The organism is Aquibacillus salsiterrae (assembly GCF_028416595.1).
Lineage (GTDB): Bacteria > Bacillota > Bacilli > Bacillales > Amphibacillaceae > Aquibacillus_A > Aquibacillus_A salsiterrae.
Window position 1 is genome coordinate 342,834 of sequence record NZ_JAMQKC010000002.1, and the last position, 23,356, is coordinate 366,189.

At 37.7% G+C, this 23,356-nt stretch carries 20 protein-coding genes and 1 riboswitch; of the genes, 14 read left to right on the top strand and 6 right to left on the bottom strand.

What is annotated here, in order from left to right; genetic code table 11:
• Nucleotides 1-13 precede the first annotated feature (13 nt).
• From larC2 to uxaC, 4 genes are all read left to right on the top strand, one after another.
• The gene (gene larC2 / locus NC799_RS04085; protein WP_272445075.1) at nucleotides 14-493 is read left to right on the top strand and encodes a nickel pincer cofactor biosynthesis protein LarC2; all 480 of its coding nucleotides are present in this window, start codon (nucleotides 14-16) and stop codon (nucleotides 491-493) included.
• Between the two features lie 69 nt (nucleotides 494-562).
• Nucleotides 563-744, top strand: a riboswitch (cobalamin riboswitch).
• A 208-nt stretch (nucleotides 745-952) separates the two neighbouring features.
• Nucleotides 953-3,250 carry a 5-methyltetrahydropteroyltriglutamate--homocysteine S-methyltransferase gene (gene metE, locus NC799_RS04090; RefSeq protein ID WP_272445076.1) on the top strand — a complete coding sequence of 766 codons (2,298 nt, stop codon included), beginning with the start codon at nucleotides 953-955 and terminating at the stop codon, nucleotides 3,248-3,250.
• 393 nt (nucleotides 3,251-3,643) lie between these two features.
• Nucleotides 3,644-5,146 carry a tagaturonate epimerase family protein gene (locus NC799_RS04095; protein ID WP_272445077.1) on the top strand — a complete coding sequence of 501 codons (1,503 nt, stop codon included), beginning with the start codon at nucleotides 3,644-3,646 and terminating at the stop codon, nucleotides 5,144-5,146.
• 66 nt (nucleotides 5,147-5,212) lie between these two features.
• Nucleotides 5,213-6,610, top strand: coding sequence for a glucuronate isomerase (gene uxaC / locus NC799_RS04100; protein WP_272445078.1), 1,398 nt, complete (start codon nucleotides 5,213-5,215; stop codon nucleotides 6,608-6,610).
• Nucleotides 6,611-7,130: 520 nt separating this feature from the next.
• Here uxaC and NC799_RS04105 read toward each other — a convergent pair.
• From NC799_RS04105 to pxpB, 3 genes are read right to left on the bottom strand one after another with little or no spacing between them, the layout of a single operon-like run.
• A complete protein-coding gene (locus NC799_RS04105; protein WP_272445080.1) occupies nucleotides 7,131-7,889 on the bottom strand; it encodes a LamB/YcsF family protein in 759 nt (252 codons plus the stop codon).
• Entirely contained in the window at nucleotides 7,889-8,854 is a 966-nt protein-coding gene (locus NC799_RS04110) for a 5-oxoprolinase subunit C family protein (RefSeq protein WP_272445081.1), read from the bottom strand. The genes NC799_RS04105 and NC799_RS04110 overlap by 1 nt, the downstream gene beginning before the upstream one ends.
• Nucleotides 8,842-9,546 (bottom strand): 5-oxoprolinase subunit PxpB, encoded by a 705-nt coding sequence (gene pxpB / locus NC799_RS04115; protein ID WP_272445082.1) that lies wholly within the window; start codon nucleotides 9,544-9,546, stop codon nucleotides 8,842-8,844. The genes NC799_RS04110 and pxpB overlap by 13 nt, the downstream gene beginning before the upstream one ends.
• Nucleotides 9,547-9,732: 186 nt before the next feature.
• Here pxpB and NC799_RS04120 point away from each other — a divergent pair, with 186 nt between their 5' ends.
• Nucleotides 9,733-10,569: a hypothetical protein gene (locus NC799_RS04120; protein ID WP_272445083.1), complete on the top strand. Its 837-nt coding sequence runs from the start codon at nucleotides 9,733-9,735 to the stop codon at nucleotides 10,567-10,569.
• Nucleotides 10,570-10,574: 5 nt separating this feature from the next.
• On the opposite strand, the gene NC799_RS04125 is transcribed toward NC799_RS04120, so the two are convergent.
• Complete coding sequence (locus NC799_RS04125; RefSeq protein WP_272445084.1) at nucleotides 10,575-11,615, bottom strand: aromatic acid exporter family protein; 1,041 nt, start codon at nucleotides 11,613-11,615, stop codon at nucleotides 10,575-10,577.
• A gap of 309 nt (nucleotides 11,616-11,924) precedes the next feature.
• On the opposite strand from NC799_RS04125, the gene NC799_RS04130 reads away from it, so the two are divergent.
• The 9 genes from NC799_RS04130 to NC799_RS04170 all read left to right on the top strand — a co-directional run bounded on the left by NC799_RS04130 (nucleotide 11,925) and on the right by NC799_RS04170 (nucleotide 19,702).
• Nucleotides 11,925-12,368, top strand: a complete 444-nt coding sequence (locus NC799_RS04130) for an IDEAL domain-containing protein (protein ID WP_272445085.1) — start codon at nucleotides 11,925-11,927, stop codon at nucleotides 12,366-12,368.
• Between the two features lie 123 nt (nucleotides 12,369-12,491).
• Complete coding sequence (locus NC799_RS04135; protein WP_272445086.1) at nucleotides 12,492-13,283, top strand: SDR family oxidoreductase; 792 nt, start codon at nucleotides 12,492-12,494, stop codon at nucleotides 13,281-13,283.
• Nucleotides 13,284-13,391: 108 nt separating this feature from the next.
• On the top strand, nucleotides 13,392-14,387 hold the full coding sequence (locus NC799_RS04140; protein ID WP_272445087.1) for a Gfo/Idh/MocA family protein: 996 nt from the start codon (nucleotides 13,392-13,394) through the stop codon (nucleotides 14,385-14,387).
• A gap of 84 nt (nucleotides 14,388-14,471) precedes the next feature.
• Complete coding sequence (locus NC799_RS04145; RefSeq protein ID WP_272445207.1) at nucleotides 14,472-14,789, top strand: VanZ family protein; 318 nt, start codon at nucleotides 14,472-14,474, stop codon at nucleotides 14,787-14,789.
• Nucleotides 14,790-15,016: 227 nt separating this feature from the next.
• Nucleotides 15,017-15,157, top strand: coding sequence for a hypothetical protein (locus tag NC799_RS04150; RefSeq protein ID WP_272445088.1), 141 nt, complete (start codon nucleotides 15,017-15,019; stop codon nucleotides 15,155-15,157).
• Between the two features lie 304 nt (nucleotides 15,158-15,461).
• Nucleotides 15,462-17,993, top strand: coding sequence for a phosphodiester glycosidase family protein (locus NC799_RS04155; RefSeq protein ID WP_272445089.1), 2,532 nt, complete (start codon nucleotides 15,462-15,464; stop codon nucleotides 17,991-17,993).
• A 133-nt stretch (nucleotides 17,994-18,126) separates the two neighbouring features.
• A complete protein-coding gene (locus NC799_RS04160; protein WP_272445090.1) occupies nucleotides 18,127-18,642 on the top strand; it encodes a hypothetical protein in 516 nt (171 codons plus the stop codon).
• Between the two features lie 62 nt (nucleotides 18,643-18,704).
• The gene (locus tag NC799_RS04165; RefSeq protein WP_272445091.1) at nucleotides 18,705-19,175 is read left to right on the top strand and encodes a hypothetical protein; all 471 of its coding nucleotides are present in this window, start codon (nucleotides 18,705-18,707) and stop codon (nucleotides 19,173-19,175) included.
• 137 nt (nucleotides 19,176-19,312) lie between these two features.
• Complete coding sequence (locus tag NC799_RS04170) at nucleotides 19,313-19,702, top strand: thiol-disulfide oxidoreductase DCC family protein (RefSeq protein ID WP_272445092.1); 390 nt, start codon at nucleotides 19,313-19,315, stop codon at nucleotides 19,700-19,702.
• A 90-nt stretch (nucleotides 19,703-19,792) separates the two neighbouring features.
• Here NC799_RS04170 and NC799_RS04175 read toward each other — a convergent pair whose 3' ends face one another.
• Nucleotides 19,793-20,698, bottom strand: coding sequence for an accessory Sec system S-layer assembly protein (locus NC799_RS04175; RefSeq protein WP_272445093.1), 906 nt, complete (start codon nucleotides 20,696-20,698; stop codon nucleotides 19,793-19,795).
• 213 nt (nucleotides 20,699-20,911) lie between these two features.
• The gene (gene secA2, locus NC799_RS04180; protein WP_272445094.1) at nucleotides 20,912-23,302 is read right to left on the bottom strand and encodes an accessory Sec system translocase SecA2; all 2,391 of its coding nucleotides are present in this window, start codon (nucleotides 23,300-23,302) and stop codon (nucleotides 20,912-20,914) included.
• Between the last annotated feature and the right edge of the window lie 54 nt (nucleotides 23,303-23,356).

The following is a 23,356-nucleotide window of genomic DNA, read 5'->3' on the forward strand; positions in this document are numbered from 1 at the left end:
AGAGGTGTTTATCATGCAATCAACCCCCCCACCTAATAATGAACATATTGACGACCAAATGGTTAAAGTAGAGGTGAATCTTGACGACACGCCAGGGGAATGGCTTGGATATGTGATGGACTTATTACTTCATAAGGGTGCTAATGATGTCTATTACACTCCTATCTATATGAAAAAAAATCGACCTGGTGTTCAACTTCAATTATTATGCTCACATGATAAAGTTGACGACATGAAATCCATTCTGTTTAGTGAAACAACCACCTTAGGTATCCGTTATTATCCACTTATTGTCCACCGGGCGGCACGGAAATTTATACAAGTGGAAACGAAGTGGGGGCCTGTCACGGTAAAACAGGGAATCCGCGGTAACAACGTGTTTCAATCCTCACCTGAATATGAGGAGTGTCGAGCTATCGCTGAGAAATATGAGGTTCCATTAAAGGCTGTCTATGAAGAAGTATGGAAAAAAACAAATCTTAGTTATAAATAGAAGCGGATTCGAGTTATTTTGCGAAAGTTATGTACTTTTAAAAAATAGTATGATATAGTAATTGAAAATTAAATACGTGTAAGAGTTGGTGTCAAACTACGGTTTGACTTAAAAGGGAAGAACGGTTCAAATCCGTCGCTGTCCCGCAACTGTAAGTCTGAGTTAATCACAAAAACCACTGTCTTAAGACGGGAAGGTGTGATAAAGCGTTGATGACAAGCCAGGAGACCTGCCAATCTCTAGTACACACCAAAACCTACGTGGAAATAGGTGGTGAGACTGCTTGTACGATTATTTGAACGTGCCGAATAAAGGCATGCTTTTTTACATGCGATTTAAGCTATTTCCTAAAGTATAGGGATAGCTTTTTTTTTGTTGTTAGGAAGCTACCAATATTAATATGGCTTGCGTCATGCTATCGCTTTTTATGTGGAAAAACACTACTAGGAGGATAAAAGAGTGAAATTAATTAGTACGTCAATCGGGTACCCATATATCGGGAAAAACAGAGAGTGGAAACGTTATTTAGAAGGTTATTGGAATAATAGGATTTCAGAGGATGAGTTCCGCCAAGAGATGAAACGGATGCGCTTAGGAAATCTGAAGCATCAACAAGCATTGGGGTTAGATTTTGTTACGGTCGTCGGGGACTTTACATTTTATGACCGCATGCTTGACTTAGCTACTATGTTTGGTATGGTTCCAAATCGTTATGAATATGCAGGTGGATCTGTTAATTTATCTACATATTTTGCGATGGCTCGCGGGGCGAAAGGTGTTGTTGCCTGTGAAATGACCAAGTGGTTCAATACAAACTATCATTATATTGTACCTGAGTATGAGGGTGAATCCTTACAGCTAACTAATAACTATCTTCTAGACTACTTTACCGAGGCAAAAGAGGAGCTTGGACTTATAACAAAGCCTACCATAATTGGACCGTTTACGTTTGTCAAATTAACAAAAGGATATGACTCAAAAACAATAGCAGAATTTTTACTTAAGCTAATGCCGCTCTATATCAAGACGTTCCGGCAGCTTTGTGATGCTGGTGCCGAATGGATTCAAGTTGAAGAACCTGCACTCGTACTATCCCTAACTAACGATGAAGTGCAATTAGTGAAAGAAATCTATCGACAGTTTTCCGAACAATTGCCATCGGCTAGGATTATGCTACAAACCTACTTTGAAGGCCTATTTGCTTATGAAGAGCTCTCTAATCTTCCAGTTGCAGGGCTTGGGCTTGATTTCGTCCATGGTGAAGAGGAAAACATGGCTTCCTTACAGATGCATGGCTTCCCAGCTGACAAAGTATTAGGGATTGGAATCATAAATGGGCGTGATATTTGGCGTGCAAACCTAGCCGAGAAGACAAGTAAGGTAGAGGCGATTATGGCTATTTGTTCCGCAAATGAGGTATGGATTCAATCTTCATGTAGCCTACAGCACGTACCTGTTACGAAACAATCTGAAAACAAATTGGAATCTACGTTAAAAGAGGCATTGTCCTTTGCAGATGAAAAAATAATTGAATTATCGCAATTGACTTCATATATCAGTGACAAACACTGGTCAGGAAACAAATGTGTTTCTGAAAGTATGACAGCAATTGAAGCATTAGCATTAGATAAGGCGAGAAAGAATAAACAGGTAGAGGACTTGATTTCACAATTAGGACCTGCCCATTTTAAGCGGCCAATGATTTATAGTAATCGAAGACAATTACAGCAGAAAGTACTGCAGTTACCCGATTATCCGACGACGACAATCGGAAGTTTCCCACAATCTGCTGAGGTCAAAAAAATAAGAAAGGCTTGGCGAAACAACGAAATTACTACTCCTGAATATAAGCAGTTTTTGAGAAACGAAACAGCTCGTTGGATAGAAATTCAGGAGGATATTGGTTTAGATGTGCTCGTCCACGGAGAATTTGAACGGACTGATATGGTTGAGTTTTTCGGGGAAAAACTAGAGGGATTTGCTTTCACCGATAATGGATGGGTAGTGTCCTATGGCTCAAGGTGTGTAAAGCCCCCAATTATTTATGGTGACGTAGAATGGACTGTTGAAATGACTGTTGAGGAAGTTGTTGAGGCACAAAAGCTAACGAATAAACACGTGAAAGGAATGCTTACTGGTCCTGTTACCATCTTAAATTGGTCGTTTACACGAGACGATATAGCACGAGAACAAGTGGCAAAACAAATTGCATTAGCATTAAGGCAAGAAGTGAAAGCATTAGAAGAAGCGGGAATATCAATCATTCAAGTTGACGAACCAGCTTTACGTGAGGGATTACCACTACGTAAGGAAAAATGGGATTCCTATTTAACCTGGGCTGTTGACACATTTAAATTAACAACATCAGTTGTCAAGAATCAAACACAAATCCATACCCATATGTGTTATTGTGAGTTTAATGATTTTATCGAACCAATCCGAGCGTTAGATGCAGATGTTCTGTCTATCGAAACGTCAAGAAGCCATGGGGAACTTATTCAATCGCTTAAACACAACCGATACGACCTCGGAATAGGATTAGGTGTTTATGATATACACAGTCCACGCGTCCCTAGCGTGGAAGAGATTACTAGTATTCTTCATGATAGTAAAGCAGTTATTGCAAAGGACCAGTTTTGGGTTAACCCAGACTGCGGTCTGAAAACTCGTAAAGAGGAAGAGACAGTCGCATCACTTCAGAACATGGTTCAAGCGGCCAAAAGACTTAGGGAGAACAAACAGCAGACAGTTAACTAGACTTGTCAGAACAAATTTTCATCCTTGCAAATACAATATAAATAGCAAATCTATTCACCCCAAGAGATCAACAATTGTTATCTTTTGGGGTATTAATTTAAAGTATAAAAAAATCCAACCATGGATAACATTCAGCGACAGCCACGTCTAGCTTCAGCGCTTTTGTTCATTAGTGGTTCGTATGTTCTCGTCCATCCGAGCAGGCTAAGGATTTAGTATTAGTTATTCTGGGAGGAATTTTGTTAGGCAAGCTATTAAAAATAGTTGATGTATAAAGTGAAATGCTTTATCATATAAATAACAACGTTGTTAATCAGAAGAAGGACTATCTACCTTCTATTTCTTTCAGAACGAATGAAAACGTTAACAACTAAATAAAAGGAGCTGAAAAGTATGGGTAATTTAGTACAAGAAAATTTGGTTTCCATTTTGGGTGCTTTAAAGACCGGGAAACCACAAGGAAGCGAAACAATTAAAGTCTATGAAAAATCGTATACAGAATATGAAAATGTGAAACTAGTTATGGTTAAAAATAATCAGGAAAGATTACTTTTAGCAACAGGCGAAGGAAGCCTTTATGACGAGTTGGTAGGGGAAGCAGTTGCAGAAGGTAAGGTTTGCCCACTTTCTTATGAAAACCGTTTAGTACTAAACAAATATTTTGACTACACGGTTCCTAAAGCCTTTGGAACAAAGGTTGCAACGATGGGGCTTGGTGACCGCTTAGGCTTAGCGTCGCCAGGACATATCGAAACAGTCCAAAACCGAAATGTAAAGCCTGTGCTTGCACAACAAAGTATTCGAGAATTAAACCTTACCAATCGCAAAATGACAGACATACTAGATGCTGCAGCTTTTGCTGTTTTCCAGGAAGGATATAAGGATGGATTTGGTTGGGACGGCGACCATATTAAAGAAGAAGAGGACATAAAGGAAGCGTTAGAGTTGGGTATTTCAATGCTAACACTTGATTGTTCTGATCATATTCCTAATGAAGTCGAATCTGCATCCGATCAAGAAAATCGACAGCAATTTGAAGCATTAGACAAGGAGAAGCAGGATTACTTTAACGATTATTATCTAAATCAGTCCTTTAAAGTTAATGGCCTAACAATTAGTTATGACGAGAACACGTTGATTAAAAACGTGTTGCTTTATGGTAGTGCGATTGATTATATGGAGCATGTTGGTAGAACGTACTTCCAAAATCCTAACAAGCCATTAGATTTTGAAATTTCTATTGATGAAACTGCGACCGTTACAACACCAAACGCCCACTTTTTTGTAGCAAATGAACTTAAAAGACGTGGCGTTGAGGTTGTTAGTCTTGCACCTCGTTTCTGTGGTGAGTTCCAAAAGGGGATTGACTACATAGGGGATATCGAACAGTTTGAAAAAGAATTAAGTGAACACGCATTAATTGCTAAATATTTCGGATATAAACTAAGCATTCACTCTGGAAGTGATAAATTTAGTGTCTTCCCGATTATTGGAAAATACACCGATGGTATTGTCCATGTCAAGACAGCTGGTACAAACTGGTTAGAAGCTGTTCGCGTTATTGCTGATCAAAACCCTAACCTATACCGGAAAATGCATGCATATGCGGAGGAACATTTTGAAGAGACGTTAGCTTATTACCATATCACGCCAGATTTAGCGAGCGTTGCTCCGTTAGACAGTAAATCGGATGAAGAACTTCCAGAGTATATGAACCATGACGCTGCGAGACAATTGTTACATGTAACTTTCGGTATTTTATTAACAGCTAAAGATGATGCTTTTAACTTCTTGTTTAAAGATGAATTCTTTAAGACATTAAATGATAACGAAGAAGTTTATCGACAAGCATTAGTTAAGCACATTGGCAAACATGCCGATTTATTAGGCTTTTAAGCTTGTTTTTGACTAATTAAAAGAGGTTTGTTCAAAAAGAGATACAAATCGAAGGGAGAATGAGAAATGAAACACTTCATGGATGACAAATTTTTACTCGACAATGAAGTTGGGGAGAAGCTTTATTTTGAATATGCAAAGGATTTACCAATTATCGACTATCATTGTCATTTAAGCCCGCAAGAAATCTATGAAAATAAAGAATTTAAAAATATTACCGAAGTTTGGTTATATGGGGATCACTATAAATGGCGGGCAATGCGTGCCAATGGCGTAGAAGAAGAGTATGTAACTGGTAATGCTAGTGATTATGATAAATTCTTAGCTTGGGCGAGAACGCTTCCGATGTTGATCGGTAATCCGTTATACAACTGGACACATTTGGAATTACAACGTTTTTTTGATGTGTACGATGTATTGAATGAGCAAAATGCACCAAAAATTTGGGAACAGGTCAACGCTAAATTAACAAGCGGTGAATTTCGTGCCCGCGACTTTATTACAAAATCAAATGTTGAGGTTGTCTGTACGACTGATGACCCTGTTGATAATCTCGAATACCATATTAAATTAAAAGAAGAGAATTTCGATGTAAAAGTACTACCTAGCTTCCGACCGGACAAAGGTTTAGAAATCAATCGAGACGGATTTCAAGATTGGGTGAAAAAGCTAGAGGGTGCATCAGGGATAACGATAACTAGCTATGATGATTTTCTGCAAGCGCTTGAGTCAAGAGTTGAGTTTTTCGATTCGATCGGTGGTAAGTTATCTGACCATGCCATCGATTCTATGATGTATGCAGAGACAACGAAAGAAGAAGTAGCTAATTTCTTTACGAGTGCGTTAAAAGGAAAGAAAGTATCGCTTGAAGAAGAGAAGAAATTTAAGTCCTATACACTTACTTTCCTTGGAAAAACGTATGCCAAGTTTGATTGGGCGATGCAATTCCATATTAATGCGTTACGTAACAATAATTCTAGAATGTTTGGTGATTTAGGGCCTGATACAGGCTTTGACTCGATTAACGATGAATTAATTGCAAAACCATTAGTAGGCATACTAGATTCGATGGAAAAAGAAAATGGGTTACCTAGAACAATCCTTTATTCTTTAAATCCACACGACTTTAGTACGATTGCTTCGATTATGGGCAGCTTCCAAGGTGGAGGTATTCCAGGGAAAGTTCAATTAGGAACTGCATGGTGGTATAACGATACAAAGTTAGGTATGCTTAATCAAATGCAAACACTTGCTGACATTGGGGTGTTTGGCCGATTTATCGGAATGCTTACCGATTCACGGAGCTTGTTGTCATACCCGCGTCATGAATACTTTAGAAGACTAATGTGTTCCCTTGTTGGAAAATGGGTAGAAGATGGCGAAATTGCCTATGACCTTGATTCACTAGGAAGCATTGTAAAAGGTATTTCCTACTACAATGCAAAAGAATACTTTAATTTCTAAGGGGAAATCCTTCAGGAGAAAGTGTGAAAGGCTACTAGTGTTTTCATTCTCCTTCAACAAATTGAAAAAACTTAAATAAAAAAACAGGGGCATACCAAATCAGATTGGTATGCCCTTTGGTTAAAAGATAAGAAACCACCATGGCTTTCTGCAGCCGCCATCTATGATGAAAAAAGGAGTATTTATTAATTTTTGAGTATACTGTAATTTTTTGGGTATACTTATTTAACAACGATTGGGGTTATCTAATCATTGTTTCCACATCCTAAGAACGTTTTTGTTAGTTTATGATGATAATAATTTGTCCTATGAAAAAGAAGGACTAACAAATTCAGCTTCTAACTGTTGGAAGGAAAAGGAGAAAGAACCTGCTTGGATACTAGAAGCACATTTGCTAGTCCTCTTTCGTGCAATAATGGAGATCTTTAAACCCTATGGCATTGCACACTTTATCTTATGGTCAAGAACAAAGATAGAACCAGCACTTGTCATTAATTAAACAAAAATGGTTGTCCGTCTATCATTTGTTGGAAGTAAGCGATATTCCGGACTGCTGAAGGCAATCTTGTAATTTTTTTAAAAAAGATAACGTATGAGGGTTGTCTCCATGTACACAAACTGTATCAGCTTGGATGGGAATGACTTTCCCAGTGGTACTGGTAACACGCTGGTCAAGAACCATTTGCTTTACCTGTTCAATTGCTTGCATTTCATCGTTAATCACTGCATTTGGGTGGTGACGAGGAGTTAACGTACCATCAGATTGATACGTTCGATCAGCAAAGACTTCGTGCGCTACCGTTAATCCTAGCGCTTCTCCTGCGTTTGTTAGCGCGCTATTCGATAGGCCGATTAAGGTTAAAGTCGGGTCAAGCTGATAAACAGCTTCAGCAATAGCTGTTGCTAACTGCTTATCTTTTGCTGCCATATTGTACAATGCACCATGAGGTTTGACATGGCTCAACTTGGCACCATTTGCCTGTGTAAATGCTTTTAAGGCACCAACTTGATAGAGAGTTAATTGGTAAGCCTCTACAGGCAAGATAGCTATGTTTCTTCTGCCAAATCCTTGCAGGTCGGGTAAGCCTGGATGGGCGCCTATGCGGACATGATGTTTGTCAGCAAGCTTAACGGTCCTATCCATCGTGGTAGGGTCACCAGCATGAAAGCCGCAAGCAATGTTTACCGATGACACATAGCGGATTACCTCTTCATCGTTACCGAGTGAGTATTGCCCAAAGCTCTCGCCCATATCGCAATTAATGTCAATTGTCCTCATCATTCATACTCCTTCCACTTAAGGTTGCAAAATGCTTTCACTTGTTTCATCTCTTGTTCTCGTTTAATAAGCCTTTCGCGAGCTTCGTCTATGCTACATCTGTGAAATGTGATTGTTTTTGACGGCCGAAGCTGACTGATTATTGGTAAGTCTGTCTCAATGATTTGCCCAATTTTCGGATAGCCACCAGTTGGTTGCCGGTCAGCCATAAGAATAATTGGTTCACCGCTAGCTGGAACTTGGATGGTTCCGAGAGGACTTGCCTCGGTTAATAACTCACTTGGTTTCGTTAAAGATAATTGCTTTCCGGTTAGCCGGTAGCCCATTCGATCAGATTTAGTTGAAAGTTGGTAAGACTCTGTCTCAAATCGGCGTTTACTTTCAGACTGAAACCAGTTATATTGTCGACCCTCGATAAACTGAATGACGGAATTGTCTACGGTGATATAATCAAACAGCGTGTGACTTAGCCCAAAACGCAAAGGAGAAACAACTGTTGGAGTAAAGATTGGCAAATAGTCACGAGGCTGCAACGGTCTTCCTTTAAAGCCACCAATTCCAATCTTAGTGTCAGTACTTTTACTGCCCAATACATTGTCTAATTGGAAGCCACCTTTAACTGCCAAATAACTGTACATGCCTGTCTTTGCCGTACCAAGTGATAAAGTATCCCCTTTTTTGACTTGGAGGGGCCTTGCCATTGAGATATATTTATCATTTAGTTTTGGTGTCATATCTGCACCAGTTAAGGCAATTACCATCTCTTGTTCAAAGGTTATACTTGGGCCAACTAAACACATTTCAAGCACTGCTTCATCTTCTTCATTGTTTAACACAATATTGGCTAGTCGCATCGCTAATTGATCCATTGCACCGGTCACGGAGAAGCCAAGTGACTGTAATCCAAACCTTCCCAAGTCCTGTACGGTTGTAAAAAATCCACCATCTGTGATTACCATTCCCATAATAACTCCCCCTGTTGGTACAGCATAAATTCATCTTTTGAAATGGCTTGAAAGTTAAGTTTGTCACCTGGGTGTAAAATGGTTGGTGAGGACTTTGACAAATCTACTAGTGGGATAGGTGTTCTTCCAATTATTTTCCACCCGCCAGGCGTAGGGCTAGGATATATACCAGTTTGTCGTCCTGCAATTCCCACTGAACCAGCTTCAATCCTTATTCGAGGAGATTTTTTTCTAGGGGTAGCAATCCGTTGGTCCATCCCACCTAAGAAAGGAAATCCAGGGGAAAAACCTAAAAAATAGACATGATAGGTTGGTTTTGTATGTAATTCAACTACTTGTTTACTAGTTAGTTGATGATAATCGGCGACTTCTTGTAAATCAATCCCAAATTCTGGCTCATAGCAAACCGGTATCGTGAATGATTTTGTCGAATAATTTGTTTCTGATTCTACAGTTATCGCATATCGTAGTTCGTCTATTAGCTTTGTATGATCTAGCTCTATACTTGTCGGATCAAAGTAAATGGTAAGTGTTGAATAGGCAGGTACACATTCGACAAAGCCTGGAAAAGGATTACTTGTTAACTGATTAGTAAGGCTAAGTAATCTCTTATTTTGATCTATGTCAAACGATTGGCCAAAGTCAATCATGATTGCTGACTCACTAAGTGAAAAAAATCTAATACTCTCCATTGTACCCCACCTTTTCGTATGTATTAATAGGTCTGTTTTACCTTTTCTATTTTAACAATCTTTTCATTAAATGTCTTCGGAGACAATCTATTATTCATTGTGTAATAAAAATTGACCATTGGACGTATAAAAGATGAAAAAATTAATAGAATAATAAATAAACAATAGATTATAAGGATGGATGACGTGAAAAAAATTCTATTATTTTTTGTTTTGTTAATAGTAAGTGGCTGTGGAACGGCGATATCAGATACTAGTGAAAATCAAGGCGGAGTAACGAATGATAAATCGATGGTTTTGACAGCAAATGCTACAAATCAACCAATCTCTAACACTGAAGAAGCTATCATTGATGGTTACTCCGAGAAAGAGTTGGTAAAACTACTGGACCAACTAGGTAATGTGCGACGTCAAGTAGTTGATAGAATCGAAGAAAAGGGGTGGTATGAATCGATAAATGAAATAAAACCAAGTGAAGTGGAGTTTACAAAGGAAATAAAACCAATTCTAACGGATACGTTTACGGAAGCATTTGTTAACAAAGAAGTTATTAATAAGATGGAAGTATTTTTCTGTTTTTGTGATGCTCCAACCCCATTGCAAGGATCACTCATACCAGATGTAACTAGTATTAGCTCAAAAGACGAGACCAGTCTTCAAATTGATGCATACCGGCCAGCAAATGGGGTGAATAGTGGGGCGAAATTAACAGTAGATTTAAAATTTGAACAAGGTGTATGGAAAATTGATCAAATCACTCAACAATTTGGAACATACGAACAATCCTTTCAGTTAACAATCGAAGAAATCATCGCATATTATCAGTACCAAGGTATAGATTTAGAACATATGCAAACAGTACAATCCCCTAGTTCAGACGCTGATGTGTTCGTATTCCAAGAGAAAGAGACAGGTGAATGGATCGCTATTCAGGAAAATGACTGGTACCTAGTAAGAGGAAAATCATTAATTAACCAATATTATGGCGAAAAAGAAGGAGTCCACTTCGATAATGAAGTGTAACTCCGTTAAGTGTCTTTATTTAATAAGGATTCTACTAAGTTATAAATCGATAATATTTCATAAAGGATGATGATTTCAGCTGAGAAAAAGTTCCTCTCTCCTTGTTGGTGTTCAGCAGACTGTTGTTTACTTTCCCAAAACTGATCCATTAGCCGTTGGACATGTAGGCGATGTTTTTCTAAATTAAAGAGACTTGGTTCTTTCATCGTGTCAGCTAATGTTGAAACAGTATTAATTAATTGCTCACACTCTGTTTCGTCCCAACTTAACTGATGAAGCGGCGTGTTGATTAAATTTCCAATATGATAGTGGATCAGTCTAAGGCTTTGCAGCTTTTCTTTTTCCATCTCATATAGCTTTCTAGTTTGTTCGTCAAAGCGGTGATATTTAGATTCTGCTTGTTGAAAGTTTAAGAGTATTTCTGTTTTGTCTAGTTTCTTTTTTAGAATGGAAAATGTTTGCTTAATGATCTGTTCGTTGCTATCTTTTTTATTTTCACCTAGAAAAATGGCTTTGGTCAATGTTTCTAGTTCTTCACCAGTTGTTTTGAGTAAATTATCAATATTCGATAAAATTGTTTTCGAATAATTTGGGGGGAGAACAAACATATTGACTAGTGTAGATATTATTAACCCAATCGAAGTGGTACCTAATCGAATGAAGAAGGAAATAAAGAAATTAGTATGGATGACTTCGATCATTGCAACTGATGTTAGTGTTGCTACTAAAAGCCCTTCGTGTAAGTTGAGCTTAAAGCAAGTAACAATTGTAAACAGAGCAGCTAAAGTATAAGTGATTGGTGAATTACCGAATAAAAAAATGAATAGTACTGCATATAAAGACCCAATAGCTGATGCAGGAAAACGGATAATTCCTTTCTTGATTGAATCAGCTACAGTTGGTTCTATCGTAACAATTGCCGTTATTACTGCAAAAACAGCGGGCCAATTAAGTAATTGGCAAATGAGTGATGTTAGAAAAACAGCGATTCCTGTTTTAACAATTCTGCTTCCAAAAAATTGAAATTTAAATTTGAAGTTTTTCATACGTGCCACCTTTAAATCCGTGCTATAATAAGTATAACGAATATTAAACAGAAAAACAGTGGTATTTTTGTTTAAAATGATAAAATGCTGCTAGCGAGAGCATTTAACATAGCTGAGTCTAGCTATTAAATTTTTCTTTCATATTAAATGTAAACGCTGTCACAACAGGCGTGACGAACAAATTTTATTTTTTTTAGACAATACCGTTAACTTTAATCGGAAGTATTTCATATACTGTATTAACTCATCGTTATAGTTAACTGAAAGGATACAAGTACTTGCCTATATTACACCTAAGGGGGTGAAGGGATGCTTTCTGTTAAGATGTTGAAACCTTATTACGTCAAAGAAGAAGAGAATTGCATACGTGTTGTTTTAGCATACCAATATTTTTCGCTATCGTTAGATGATAAGGTGTATCAGTTTGTTCCATTGGAGTCAAGGGAAATTAGAATCAACAGAGAGACGCAGAAGGTGGAAAATGAACAGGATGTTTTCGTATTTCAAAAGGGGAAAGAATATAGTCGTGTCGCATTATCAGAATTACTAAAATTGAAAGACTTCATGGCGCATCTAAATTCCATCATTCATCCTTATTTAAACGGTGATAAAACACCGATTGAGCAAGAAGAAGTGGATTTAGTAATTATTGAACTGGAAAAGCAAAATATTAAACGAGTCATCGATTATGCGTTAGAAACGAATGATTATCAACTATTTCTCGATTATACGAATAAATTAAATGACATGTAAAATGAAGTGGAAGCTGGTTATGCAAAACAGCAGAAGCCTTTGGTTTCTGCTGTTTTGCATGGGTTGTTGAGAAAGTTAGAAAAAGTGTAAACTAAAGGTAGGAAAAACGAAGGGGGGATCAGCATGGATTTACATGTTAAAGGTAAATCGGTAGTTGTAACAGCAGCAAGTAAAGGACTTGGACGAGCATGTGCTTTGGAGTATGCAAAAGAAGGAGCACGTGTTCTGATTTCAAGTAGGAATCAAACCGAAGTCGAGCACGCAGCAGAAGCAATTAGAAAAGAATCAGGTAATCAACAAATTAAAGCTGTTGTTTGTGATGTTAGAAGTGCCAAGCAAGTAAAAGACATGGTTCAAACAGCGCTTGATTGGAATGGGACTGTTGATGTTTTAATTAACAATGCAGGAGGCCCACCAGCAGGAACATTTGATCAGTTTAGTGATGAAGATTGGCAAAACGCATTTGAATTAAATTTGTTAAGCTTTATTCGTACAATAAGAGCAGTATTACCAACGATGAAGCAACAAAAGTCAGGACATATTGTAAATATTGCATCCTCATCCATAAAGCAAACGTTAGATAATTTATTATTATCTAATACATTTAGGCCCGGGATTGTCGGGCTAGCGAAAAGTCTTTCACAGGAGCTAGCAGCAGAGAACATTTTGATTAATACTGTTGGCCCTGGAATAATTGAAACAGACAGAATTGTGGACTTAAACAAAACAAATGCTCAAAAAACTGGGCTAAGTCTTGATGAAGTAAAATTACAACTAGAACAATCTATCCCAATAAAACGAATGGGACAACCAGATGAATTTGCTAAAGCCATTTTATTTCTAGGGTCTGGTGCGAATACATACATTACTGGTCAATCCTTTATCGTTGATGGAGGATTAATAAAAGCGTTATAGTTGCGTGTTCAAAAAGGAGGATAAAAACGAAGAAATTCGATGTGCCGTTTTTACCGGACTTTTTGGAACGTATTGCCTAATATATAAGTACTCGAGAGGAGAGGTAGTATGACAAAGTTAAAATGGGGAGTTCTAAGTACAGCCAAAATCGGAAGGGAACAAGTAATTCCGGCTATTCAACGATCTAACAATGGTGAAGTCGTTGCCATTGCTAGTCGGGGTGATTACGTTTTGGAAGTGGCAAAGGCATTTGGTATCCCGAAAACATATACAACCTATCAGTCGCTTTTAGAGGATGACACGATAGAAGCGGTTTACATCCCGCTACCAAACAGTTTGCATAAAGAATGGGTAATCAAGGCAGCAGAACATGGTAAACATATTTTGTGTGAAAAGCCAATTGGTTTGAACGCGGCTGAATTAGAGGAAATGGTAGCTGCCTGTCAACAACATGGGGTAACGTTAATGGAAGCGTTTATGTACCAATTCCATCCGCAACATGACAAAGTAAAGACGCTCATTGCTGACGGAGAAATTGGTGATGTTCGTTTTATCCGCTCCAGTTTTTCTTTTGTCTTAAATGGCGACAATAACATTCGATTGAACCCTGAGTTAGGTGGAGGCTCTTTATATGATGTTGGTTGTTATACGCTCCATATTGGACGCTATATCCTGGACGCAGAGCCAACAACTGTCTATACAAGTGCAAAAATTCATCCGGAGTTTAATGTGGAAGTATCTGCAGCAGGAGTGTTAACTTTTGCCGGTGGGGTCCATGTTTTATTTGACTCTAGCTTTGAATCGACATTTAGACAATCCTACCAAGTAGTAGGCTCAAATGGAACAATCGATGTTGACGGTGCTTTTCGTCCAGATACAATGGATGGTGGTGCTGGAAAAATTATCTTAAAAAAGGACAATGGCGATGTGCAACAATTTGAAGTGGAGGCTGACCAATACAAGCTCCAGGTAGAGCACTTTGTCGATTCGATAAGGGCTAATCAGGAACCGAGCTATTCAGTTGAAAAGATGAGAGGCCAAATGAAAGTGTTAGACGCCTGTCTAGCGTCAATCAAGACAGGGACTGCTATACCCTTGAAATAGTGTATCTAATAGCAAAAAAACTGTTCAGCAGGTTATACAAATGCTGAACAGTTTTTTTCTTTCAAGATCGTAAATAATGACTGGATTACGTTTACTTATCATCAATCCGAGGTTAGTGTCGAGGCGCTTGGGATAAATGGGTTTATTGAATTTTTCATTCATAAGGGTGCACATGTCACTGTATATTTGATCTTAATGATTTTGTTTTTTATGGCAATCAATACTTGGCGAAATAACCAAATTGCAGCCAGATTAGGATTTATCTTAACTGTCGGTTATGCGATTTTTGATGAGATACACCAAGGTTTTACACCGAATCGTACCCCTTATATTGGTGATGTCTTTTTAGATGCCTTTGGAGCAGCGATTGGGTTTGTGTTGTTGTTTTTTTTCAAAAGATAAGAAAGTATAGAAAAAGCAAGAGCTGTCTAGCTCCGGGCAAGGCGCCCTGCGCTTTTCTTACTAAAAAGAAACTGACCACTACGTAAACTTCCAATTATTCACAAATTATCCAACAAAATTCCCCTATTAATCTCCACTTTGTGCTATATTAGTGATTATGAACTAAAATGTAATTTCTTCATATGCTATAGTGGGAGTGTATTGGAGGATTAAAATGAGGTGATAAGTTGGAGGAGCAAGAGATATATCAGAACGTTCTAAAGAAGCTAATTGATCAGACAGAACGCCTACAAATAAACAATTCAGAAGAGCTTATTCAACGATTAATCAATGAATTAAAATATTATGAGTTACCTAGAATGAGATAAATATTTTAAAAAAGCATGGAAATTGTTCCGTGCTTTTTTAATTGGTCTAGGAAATAAAAAATTTGCTTGATGTGGATTATGTAGCAAGAGTTATTTCAAAGAAAGAATAGGAAATTTGTCGACTAGGATTGTGTCCTTTTATCCTATATAATTAATAATATGACAATCTTGGAATCTACTCGCGTTACTTTGACAAAATACGAGTAACAGAACATGAATTTTTGTAACTTTTCGTAGTTTTAAAGAGTCTTAATTAGTAGCAAATAGAAATTTTATCAATAGAAGAAAGGAAAGGTCTTAGAATATGCTACATAAACTTCTCAGAAATTCGTATTTTTATATCCTTATTATCGTTATTTTGTTTTCAATGATTCCAAGCCAAGTTTGGGCACAGGGGGGGAGTTTTGTTGTTTCACCAGGTATCTCGTATAATCGAATCGAGACAACCTATCAAGATATGAAAGAACAAATCAATATGTTATCGATTGATTTAAATAATCAATATGCAGGAATTGAAATAGGTGTACCAGACCCTCTAAATTCATTAGTCCGTCCTACTCAGTTAGCAAAGGAAAAGACTAACCCTGGTCACCGAGTGGTTGGCGCGATAAACGCCTCTTTTTTTACGTATAACCGAAAGCTACCAATGTATTTACTGATGCGGAACGATAGTATAGTAAACACTGGTATTCTTGGTAAAGGGAAAGATAGCTATGCGAGTGAACCAATTGCATTTGGTATTGACGCACAAGGTAAGGCAAAGATTGACCGATTTAATCTAGACATTTCATTTACCCATGAGACAAATACCTATGACATATACAGTATCGATTATCCAAGATTTGAACAAAAAATTTACTTATATACACCAAATTATTACGAGCAAAAATTAGATACGAATCAGTATGGTGTTGAACTATTGATTCAGAATACAAGTGATACACCGTTTGAATCTATTAATATAGGACAGTCTATCCAAGGGAAAGTACTAGATATTAGAAAATATGGTGAAACAAGACAGTTTGAGATTCCAGATGACGGGTTTGTGATTTCTGCTGCTGGTGGTACTTATGCAACCGAATTTGCTGGGATTAGTGTTGGTGATCCGATTTCGATTCAGACGTCGATTGATGATACTTGGAAAGACGGTAAATTTATGCTTGGTAGTGGGCCAATGCTTGTGAACAATGGACAAGTTGATCTATCGATGGACCCTAACAGTTCGAGGGCTTTGGAAGTTGCTCCTAGAACAGCCGTTGCAATTGATCAAGATAATAACAAAGTATTTTTTATAACTGTTGATGGACGAAGTACGACTAGTAAAGGAATGAACCTCATTCAGTTTGCTAATTACTTGAAGAGTTTAGGTGTTGACCAAGCCCTCAATTTAGACGGTGGTGGGTCAACAACGATGGCTGTCCGCACGTATGGTGATGAAAATGTACGGTTAATCAATCGTCCATCAGATGGATGGGAACGAGCTGTGTCTGCTAGCTTACAAGCTATATCCTATGCACCTACAGGACAAGCTGAAACGATGCTAATGAAGCCACTTGTAACTGGGTCTGTGCTTAAAGGAGCAACGATTGCTTTACAACCAGATACAACGTATATACTAGATAAATATTTTAATAAACTTCCTGTTGAAGAAAGTAAGTTCCAGATCCAATTGAAAAATGGTGTTGGTCAAGTGGTAGGTGACACATATAATGCAACATCAACTGGGGCAGCAGCCATTTCTGTTAATTATGAAAATGCTACATCCCTTCATTCCTTTCAAGTTGTTGCACAACCAACTAAGCTTAGCTTGACATCTGCTAACACTGTCTATGATCAAGGCGAAGTAGCATCGTTATCTGTTAAGGCAATTGATGACAATGGGAAAGTAATCCGCTATAGTGGAGATCAAATTGATTGGATTATCCCAGACGGTTTAGAGATGGTATCTAATGGTAGATTCCGAGTAACTACATTGGAAAAGAAACAAGTCCAAGTTACTGCTAAGTTAGCAGGTAAAATCGCGGCATTAACACTCTATTTAAATCCAACTAATCTATTATTAGAAGACTTTGAAACAACAGATGGTTGGGAAACAACGGCAACCCAATCTGTTTCTACTATTTCTCAGTCAATTGGTTTTGAGCCTATAGCAGTTGGTGACCATTCGTTAAAATTAACATATGACAGCAATGCTACGTCCGGAACGAGTGTGAACTATGTTAATCCAACGAAACCGATAACTATTAATGGTAATCCCAACGATATCGGAATGTGGGTATATGGAGATGGCCAAAGTGGCTGGTTGCGTGGAAAGATACAGGACGCTAATGGTGACGAGTACTATCTTGGATTCACTGAATATAACGGTCTTACTTGGAAGGGATGGAAATACGTGAAAGCGGAGGTTCCAACCGGAGCGGTAAGTCCTTTGAAGTTAACGACTATTTACTTAGCTCAAAGTAATGGATTGCTGAAGTCTGATGGAAGTATTTATCTTGATCAGCTAGAAGCAATCTATACAGAAGATTATCAGCCAACGATAAACACTCCTAAAGTTTATCAATCAGGACCAGTTGGCAAAACATGGACGGTCGAGTTTAATACAAGAATTGATGAAAGAACAGTGTCTAATCAAACTGTCTATGTTTTAGATGAAAATGGACAACGAGTGAAGGTAGATGTTTCTTTAGACACAACTAGAAAGAAAATACTAGTAAAACCTACCACTAACTATGTAAAACATGATTTTTATAAACTAGTTATTACGAAGAATATCAGTTCTTTATATGGTGTTCCTGCTAAAGTAGGAAAAGAAATGATTTTCCAAGTGAATTAAAACGAAAGCAGGAAGAAATAGGAAGTAAGTGATTTACTGTACATCATTCCACTGACTAGATCTGTTTGCTATAATGAATCATAAGTCTAAGTAAATAATGCTCGTCAGTAACAGATGACAAGGGGAGTTCAATGTGAACAAGTATTTGTCTTTTTGCTTTACGCTAGTGATACTTACAATCATAGCAGGGTGCACAAACAACGAAGAAAAAGTAGTAAGTTTTGCTAAGACTAACATAGAAACTAGTTTAGCAGATAAACAACCTATATCCATTGAAAGGCAAACACAACATTTACAGCAGCAAAAGCCAACCGATAAAATAAGTGCGGGACAATCAGATACTACGACCGGTTCTAATTCTACAGTTGCATCTGTTCAAACAAAAGACAATGTTGAAGAAAAGACAGCGGGAGAGGATAGTCAAGAAGAAACCCAAGCCCCTCCTTATCGTGCAACAATTAAGAGCGGCCTTATTGCCCAACAACGCTTAGTAGAGGTTAAACTAGATGTGGAACAACCGGAAAATTATCAAGTATTGGTCCGAGATGAGCCTTTGAAATATCGAAAAGAAGTAGGTTTATTTGTAGGTTTAATTAATGCGATGGATGATGAAGCAATAACAAATTCTATTCATATAACGAGAGATTAGAGAAAAAAGAGAACTATTTTCTCTTATTTCTTACATAACATCAATCGAAGGGGGAGCTATAAATGAGATTAATAGGCAAGGTTACTACAATCATTGCGTGCCTTCTAATTACATTTGGAGTAAGTGGACAATCAATCGTTAGTGCTGGTTCAAGTGAGGAATATGTCGTAAAAGTTGGCGAGCAGTACTATTCCTATAATGCAGAGGACTTACAAGAATCATTTTTAGATTATACGTATGGTGGAGGAAGTTCTAGTTTATATCTTGACTTTAAGTCAAAAAGGGTTTCTGGTGACTTTCATGCAATCATGAATGTATCGGGTAAATACATTAGCTATAAAGCAATCGAGAATGCCTTTTTGAATGATCAGGATAACTTCTCGCTGACTAATTATATGAATTCCGAAAAGGCACAAAAAGCAACAATGCCGTCAAGGATTACATCAGTATATGCAGATAATAGTGGAGCTGTACAAACGACCACGATTCAAATTGACAATGGTATTGTCCCGGAAGTTATTAATATTTATTAAAGTGAAAGCCGTTACCATGCTGGTAACGGCTTTATTTACAAAGATAATAAACATGGATAAATTTAAGTGCTTTTCTGCTTTTCCTCGTATAGAGCGAAGGGCCTGTAGATGATATTCTAAAAAGAGGTGAGCAATCGATGGCGCCAATTGTACTTTTTGACGGGGAATGTCATTTCTGTGATAAGAGTGTCCAATTTATCATAACAAGAGACCCGACAGGCTATTTCAAATTTGCTTCTTTACAAAGTAATATTGGAAGGCAGCTATTAAACCAATACAATGTTCCACAAGATATCGATAGTTTAGTGTTACTAGACAATAACACGTACTACTTAAAGTCAACAGCAGCACTACGAATATGCAGTAAGTTAACAGGAGGGTGGAAGTTCGCTTCTGTTTGTTTCATCATTCCAAAGCGAATAAGAGATATCTGTTATGATAGCTTTGCTAAAAATCGTTATCAATGGTTTGGTAAGAAACACGAATGTATGTTACCGACAAAAAAACAGCGCGGCCGTTTTTTGTGAACTCCAGACAGCAGTTCAAAGGAGATGAAGTATGTACCAATACTAAAAAGGAGCATTTCAGTGTAGCTACACTGAAGTGCTCCTTTTTTACTATTGGACTGGGTAGACTTTCCACTTACTTAAGTCAGGTTCTTTCGTCTGAATTAAGGATTGTGGGAAAATAAACGTCCATGGTTTGCTTGTATTGGCTTTCACTTCAAACTTATCTAATTTAAAGTTACCTTGGGCAACAAGCTGTCCGTTTGCATCCTCTACTTTAAGTGGAATTTGTTCAAAGTAAACATTTTTCTCTGAACCGTTTCTTAAAAGGATCGTAACAGCAAGGTCTCGGTTTTCATTGAATTTAGCACTAATGCCCATGAAGTTCATTTCACCTGGCTTTAATGGTGTTGCGTTGGCAACCAATTTTTCTAAACTTGCAATTGATTCATCGGCGAGAGACTTTTTCCATGATTCATCTAAGTCAAGCTGATTTTTCCGGCTTGTTGGTTTTAATTCAAACGCGAGTGACCAATTATCTGCTGGAATCTCATCTTTGATAAATAAATCATTCGGTGTAAAAATAAATTGCCATGGTCTACTGCTTTTTGCCGGAATAACTCCGGCTTTTTCTAAATCAAACACTTTTCTTCCTAACTTTTGGTTGTCGGGACCAATTAGTAAAATCGGTGTTTCTTTCAATTTTATATCCTTGCTTAATGTTTGACGAATAAATGCAGTAACTACGTAATTTTTTCCATTCTTTTCAATATCAATCCCATAAAGTGACAGCTGATTAGGCTTTAACGGTGCACACTCACTGTTATGGAATGCATAAACATAACGTTCCTCTGCTGGGATATCCCAATCCGGATGAAAGGATAATTCAGTATCGACTTCCTCGCTGTCCTGAATATCCGAATCATTTTCCTCCGGAAACAGTTGATTGGCATCTATCGCATTGTCATCAACTGCTTTATTAACCTTTTCCTTGTTTTTTCGTAAAAATGGAAACATGTTTTCCTCCCCTTAACGAACAGTGTAGTTAGGTGGGAATAATGAAATCCCACTGACTAAATTTACGCCTTTGTTCTGAAGATGTTTAGTTGCTTTTCTTAAAAGGCAAAAAAGTATAAAAAGATCCAAGAGCTGTCTAGCTTCGGGCGCCTACCCCCTCGAGGTCTTAAGTAGAAAATCTTTGTGGCAAAGAGCACCACATAGATTTTCTGTTTAAGCTTGTCGGGGGTGATCAAGGCGCCCTACGCTTTTCTTATTATGAAATGACCTTATCACATTGGTCACTTGGAAGCTTAAGTCAAATTCAATTTGATTGTACATGATTGTGAACAACTCAAGACCTTCTTTTTGATACAATTGGATTGGGTCTTCTTGTTGGTAATGGCGCATGCCAACCCCTTCTTTTAATCGGTTCATCGTATCTAAGTGCATTATCCAATTTTTATCGATAATTGATATAGCAAGACCCTTAATGCTTTTTTGGATTTGTTCATTGTCTGTATAGACTTGAAGATTTTCCATATGATCGTTTAATAAAGGTCGGACGATCTCCTTAACATCTTGATTACTTTCGAAGTTATTATTAAATTCGATCGGTTTAGTTAGGAACAAAATACTCTCAAGTCGATTCTTTAAAGTAGCAATGTCCCAATCTTCAACAACCGCGTCCTCTTTGCAATATTTTTCAATTAAATAGTCAGGAACGCTTTTCATGTGCTTCATTAACAGGGATAAAATATTATCAGATTCTAATAGCGAATCTCTTAACCCGTAGATCACTTGGCGCTGGTCGTTGATAACGTTATCTAGCTTTAGGTTATACTCTCTAATTTGAGAATGGCTACCTTCACTTATCTTTTGAATCGTATCAATAAATTTCTGTATATCCTTATTTAACACTAACCCGTCTTTAGCTGTTTTTAATGATGGAAGTTTATTTTCGACATCTTCTTTAGCGTAACGGTTCATCATGTCATCTTCCATCGAAATAATAAACTGGGTAGACCCAGGATCACCTTGTCTGCCTGACCGTCCTTTCAGCTGATTGTCAATACGACGGCTTTCATGACGCTCTGTACCAAGTACGTGCAAACCACCTAATTCTGCGACCCCTTCACCTAACATAATATCTGTGCCACGACCAGCCATGTTAGTCGCAATTGTAATTTGATTTAACTGACCAGCAAGTGAAATAAGATTTGCCTCTTGCTCGACACTTTTCGCATTTAACAGCTGATAAGGTAACTGTTCTGCGTCCAAATATTCTGCAACCTTTTCAGATTGTAAAATGGAAGATGTCCCAATTAGAATTGGTTGTCCTGTTTCATGTCTCTGTTTTACTTCTTCGACCATCCGTTTATACTTTTGTTCTTTCGTCATGTAAACTAAATCGGGCATGTCCTGTCTAATGATTGGTTTATTCGTTGGAATTTGGACAACATCCATATTGTAAATGTGTTGGAATTCACTTTCTTCCGTTTTAGCTGTTCCTGTCATACCGGACAAAATCGGATACATTCGAAAATAGTTTTGCACGGTAATTGATGCTTGTGCTTTATTTTCTTCCGTTATCTTTAAATTTTCTTTCGCTTCAATTGCCTGGTGAAGACCGTCACTCAAGGAGCGACCTTCCATAATTCGTCCAGTATACATGTCAACGAGCTTTATTTCACCTTTATCAACAATGTAATCCACATCTCGCTCGAACATAACATGAGCCCGGAGTGATTGCATCATGTAATGGTTTAATGATTGATGCTCTAGATCATAAAGGTTTGAGATTCCAAATGTCTTTTCAATTTTGTTTATCCCTGCTTCGGTTAAGCTGACCGTTCTGACTTCGCGGTCAAATGTATAGTGCTCATCCTCTTTAAATGATTTGGTTAATTTTGAACAGACATTGTGCAAGTTTTCACTGGGCATTGTTTTACCAGCAACGATAAGTGGTGTTTTTGCCTCATCAATTAAGACGCTATCAATCTCGTCGACAATAGCATAAAAGTATGGACGTTGCACCTTTTGTTCAAGTGAATAGGCCATATTATCACGCAAATAATCAAAGCCAAACTCGGTACCAATCCCGTAAGTAATATCTGCTTTATATGCATCTTTCTTTTGATTTGGCTGGAGTCCTGGAACATTTAATCCAACAGTTAGTCCCAGAAATTCGTGTATTTTACCAATTAATTCATGGTCCCGTCTCGCTAAATATTCATTTACGGTGATTACATGGACCCCTTTTCCTTCCAAAGCACGAAGATAACTTGGTAATGACGCAACTAACGTTTTTCCTTCACCGGTAGGCATTTCGGAAATGTTACCTTCTAATAATACTAGCCCGCCAATTAACTGAACATCAAACGGCCGCATACCTAAAACGCGTTTTGATGCTTCACGCACTACAGCAAAAGCGTCCACTTTTAGCTCATCAATTGTCTTGCCTTTTGCTATGTCATGTTTAAATGTAGTTGTCATTTCTCTTAATTGTTGGTCGCTATATGTTTCATATTCCGCTTCTTTTTCATTTATCTTATGAATGACTTTTTCATATTTTTTAAGGACACGTTCTTCTTTACGTTGATTCCAAAGTTCAACAACTTTCACTGTGTATACTCCCCTTATATCAAATGGTGACAATTCATAATCTCTATCGACTAG

Coding starts and splice junctions, on each gene's coding strand:
- larC2 (WP_272445075.1), top strand. CDS start 14: ATGCAATCAACCCCCCCACCTAATAATGAACATATTGACGACCAAATG.
- NC799_RS04095 (WP_272445077.1), top strand. CDS start 3,644: ATGGGTAATTTAGTACAAGAAAATTTGGTTTCCATTTTGGGTGCTTTA.
- uxaC (WP_272445078.1), top strand. CDS start 5,213: ATGAAACACTTCATGGATGACAAATTTTTACTCGACAATGAAGTTGGG.
- NC799_RS04105 (WP_272445080.1), bottom strand. CDS start 7,889: ATGAGGACAATTGACATTAATTGCGATATGGGCGAGAGCTTTGGGCAA.
- NC799_RS04110 (WP_272445081.1), bottom strand. CDS start 8,854: ATGGGAATGGTAATCACAGATGGTGGATTTTTTACAACCGTACAGGAC.
- pxpB (WP_272445082.1), bottom strand. CDS start 9,546: ATGGAGAGTATTAGATTTTTTTCACTTAGTGAGTCAGCAATCATGATT.
- NC799_RS04125 (WP_272445084.1), bottom strand. CDS start 11,615: ATGAAAAACTTCAAATTTAAATTTCAATTTTTTGGAAGCAGAATTGTT.
- NC799_RS04130 (WP_272445085.1), top strand. CDS start 11,925: ATGCTTTCTGTTAAGATGTTGAAACCTTATTACGTCAAAGAAGAAGAG.
- NC799_RS04135 (WP_272445086.1), top strand. CDS start 12,492: ATGGATTTACATGTTAAAGGTAAATCGGTAGTTGTAACAGCAGCAAGT.
- NC799_RS04140 (WP_272445087.1), top strand. CDS start 13,392: ATGACAAAGTTAAAATGGGGAGTTCTAAGTACAGCCAAAATCGGAAGG.
- NC799_RS04155 (WP_272445089.1), top strand. CDS start 15,462: ATGCTACATAAACTTCTCAGAAATTCGTATTTTTATATCCTTATTATC.
- NC799_RS04165 (WP_272445091.1), top strand. CDS start 18,705: ATGAGATTAATAGGCAAGGTTACTACAATCATTGCGTGCCTTCTAATT.
- NC799_RS04170 (WP_272445092.1), top strand. CDS start 19,313: ATGGCGCCAATTGTACTTTTTGACGGGGAATGTCATTTCTGTGATAAG.
- NC799_RS04175 (WP_272445093.1), bottom strand. CDS start 20,698: ATGTTTCCATTTTTACGAAAAAACAAGGAAAAGGTTAATAAAGCAGTT.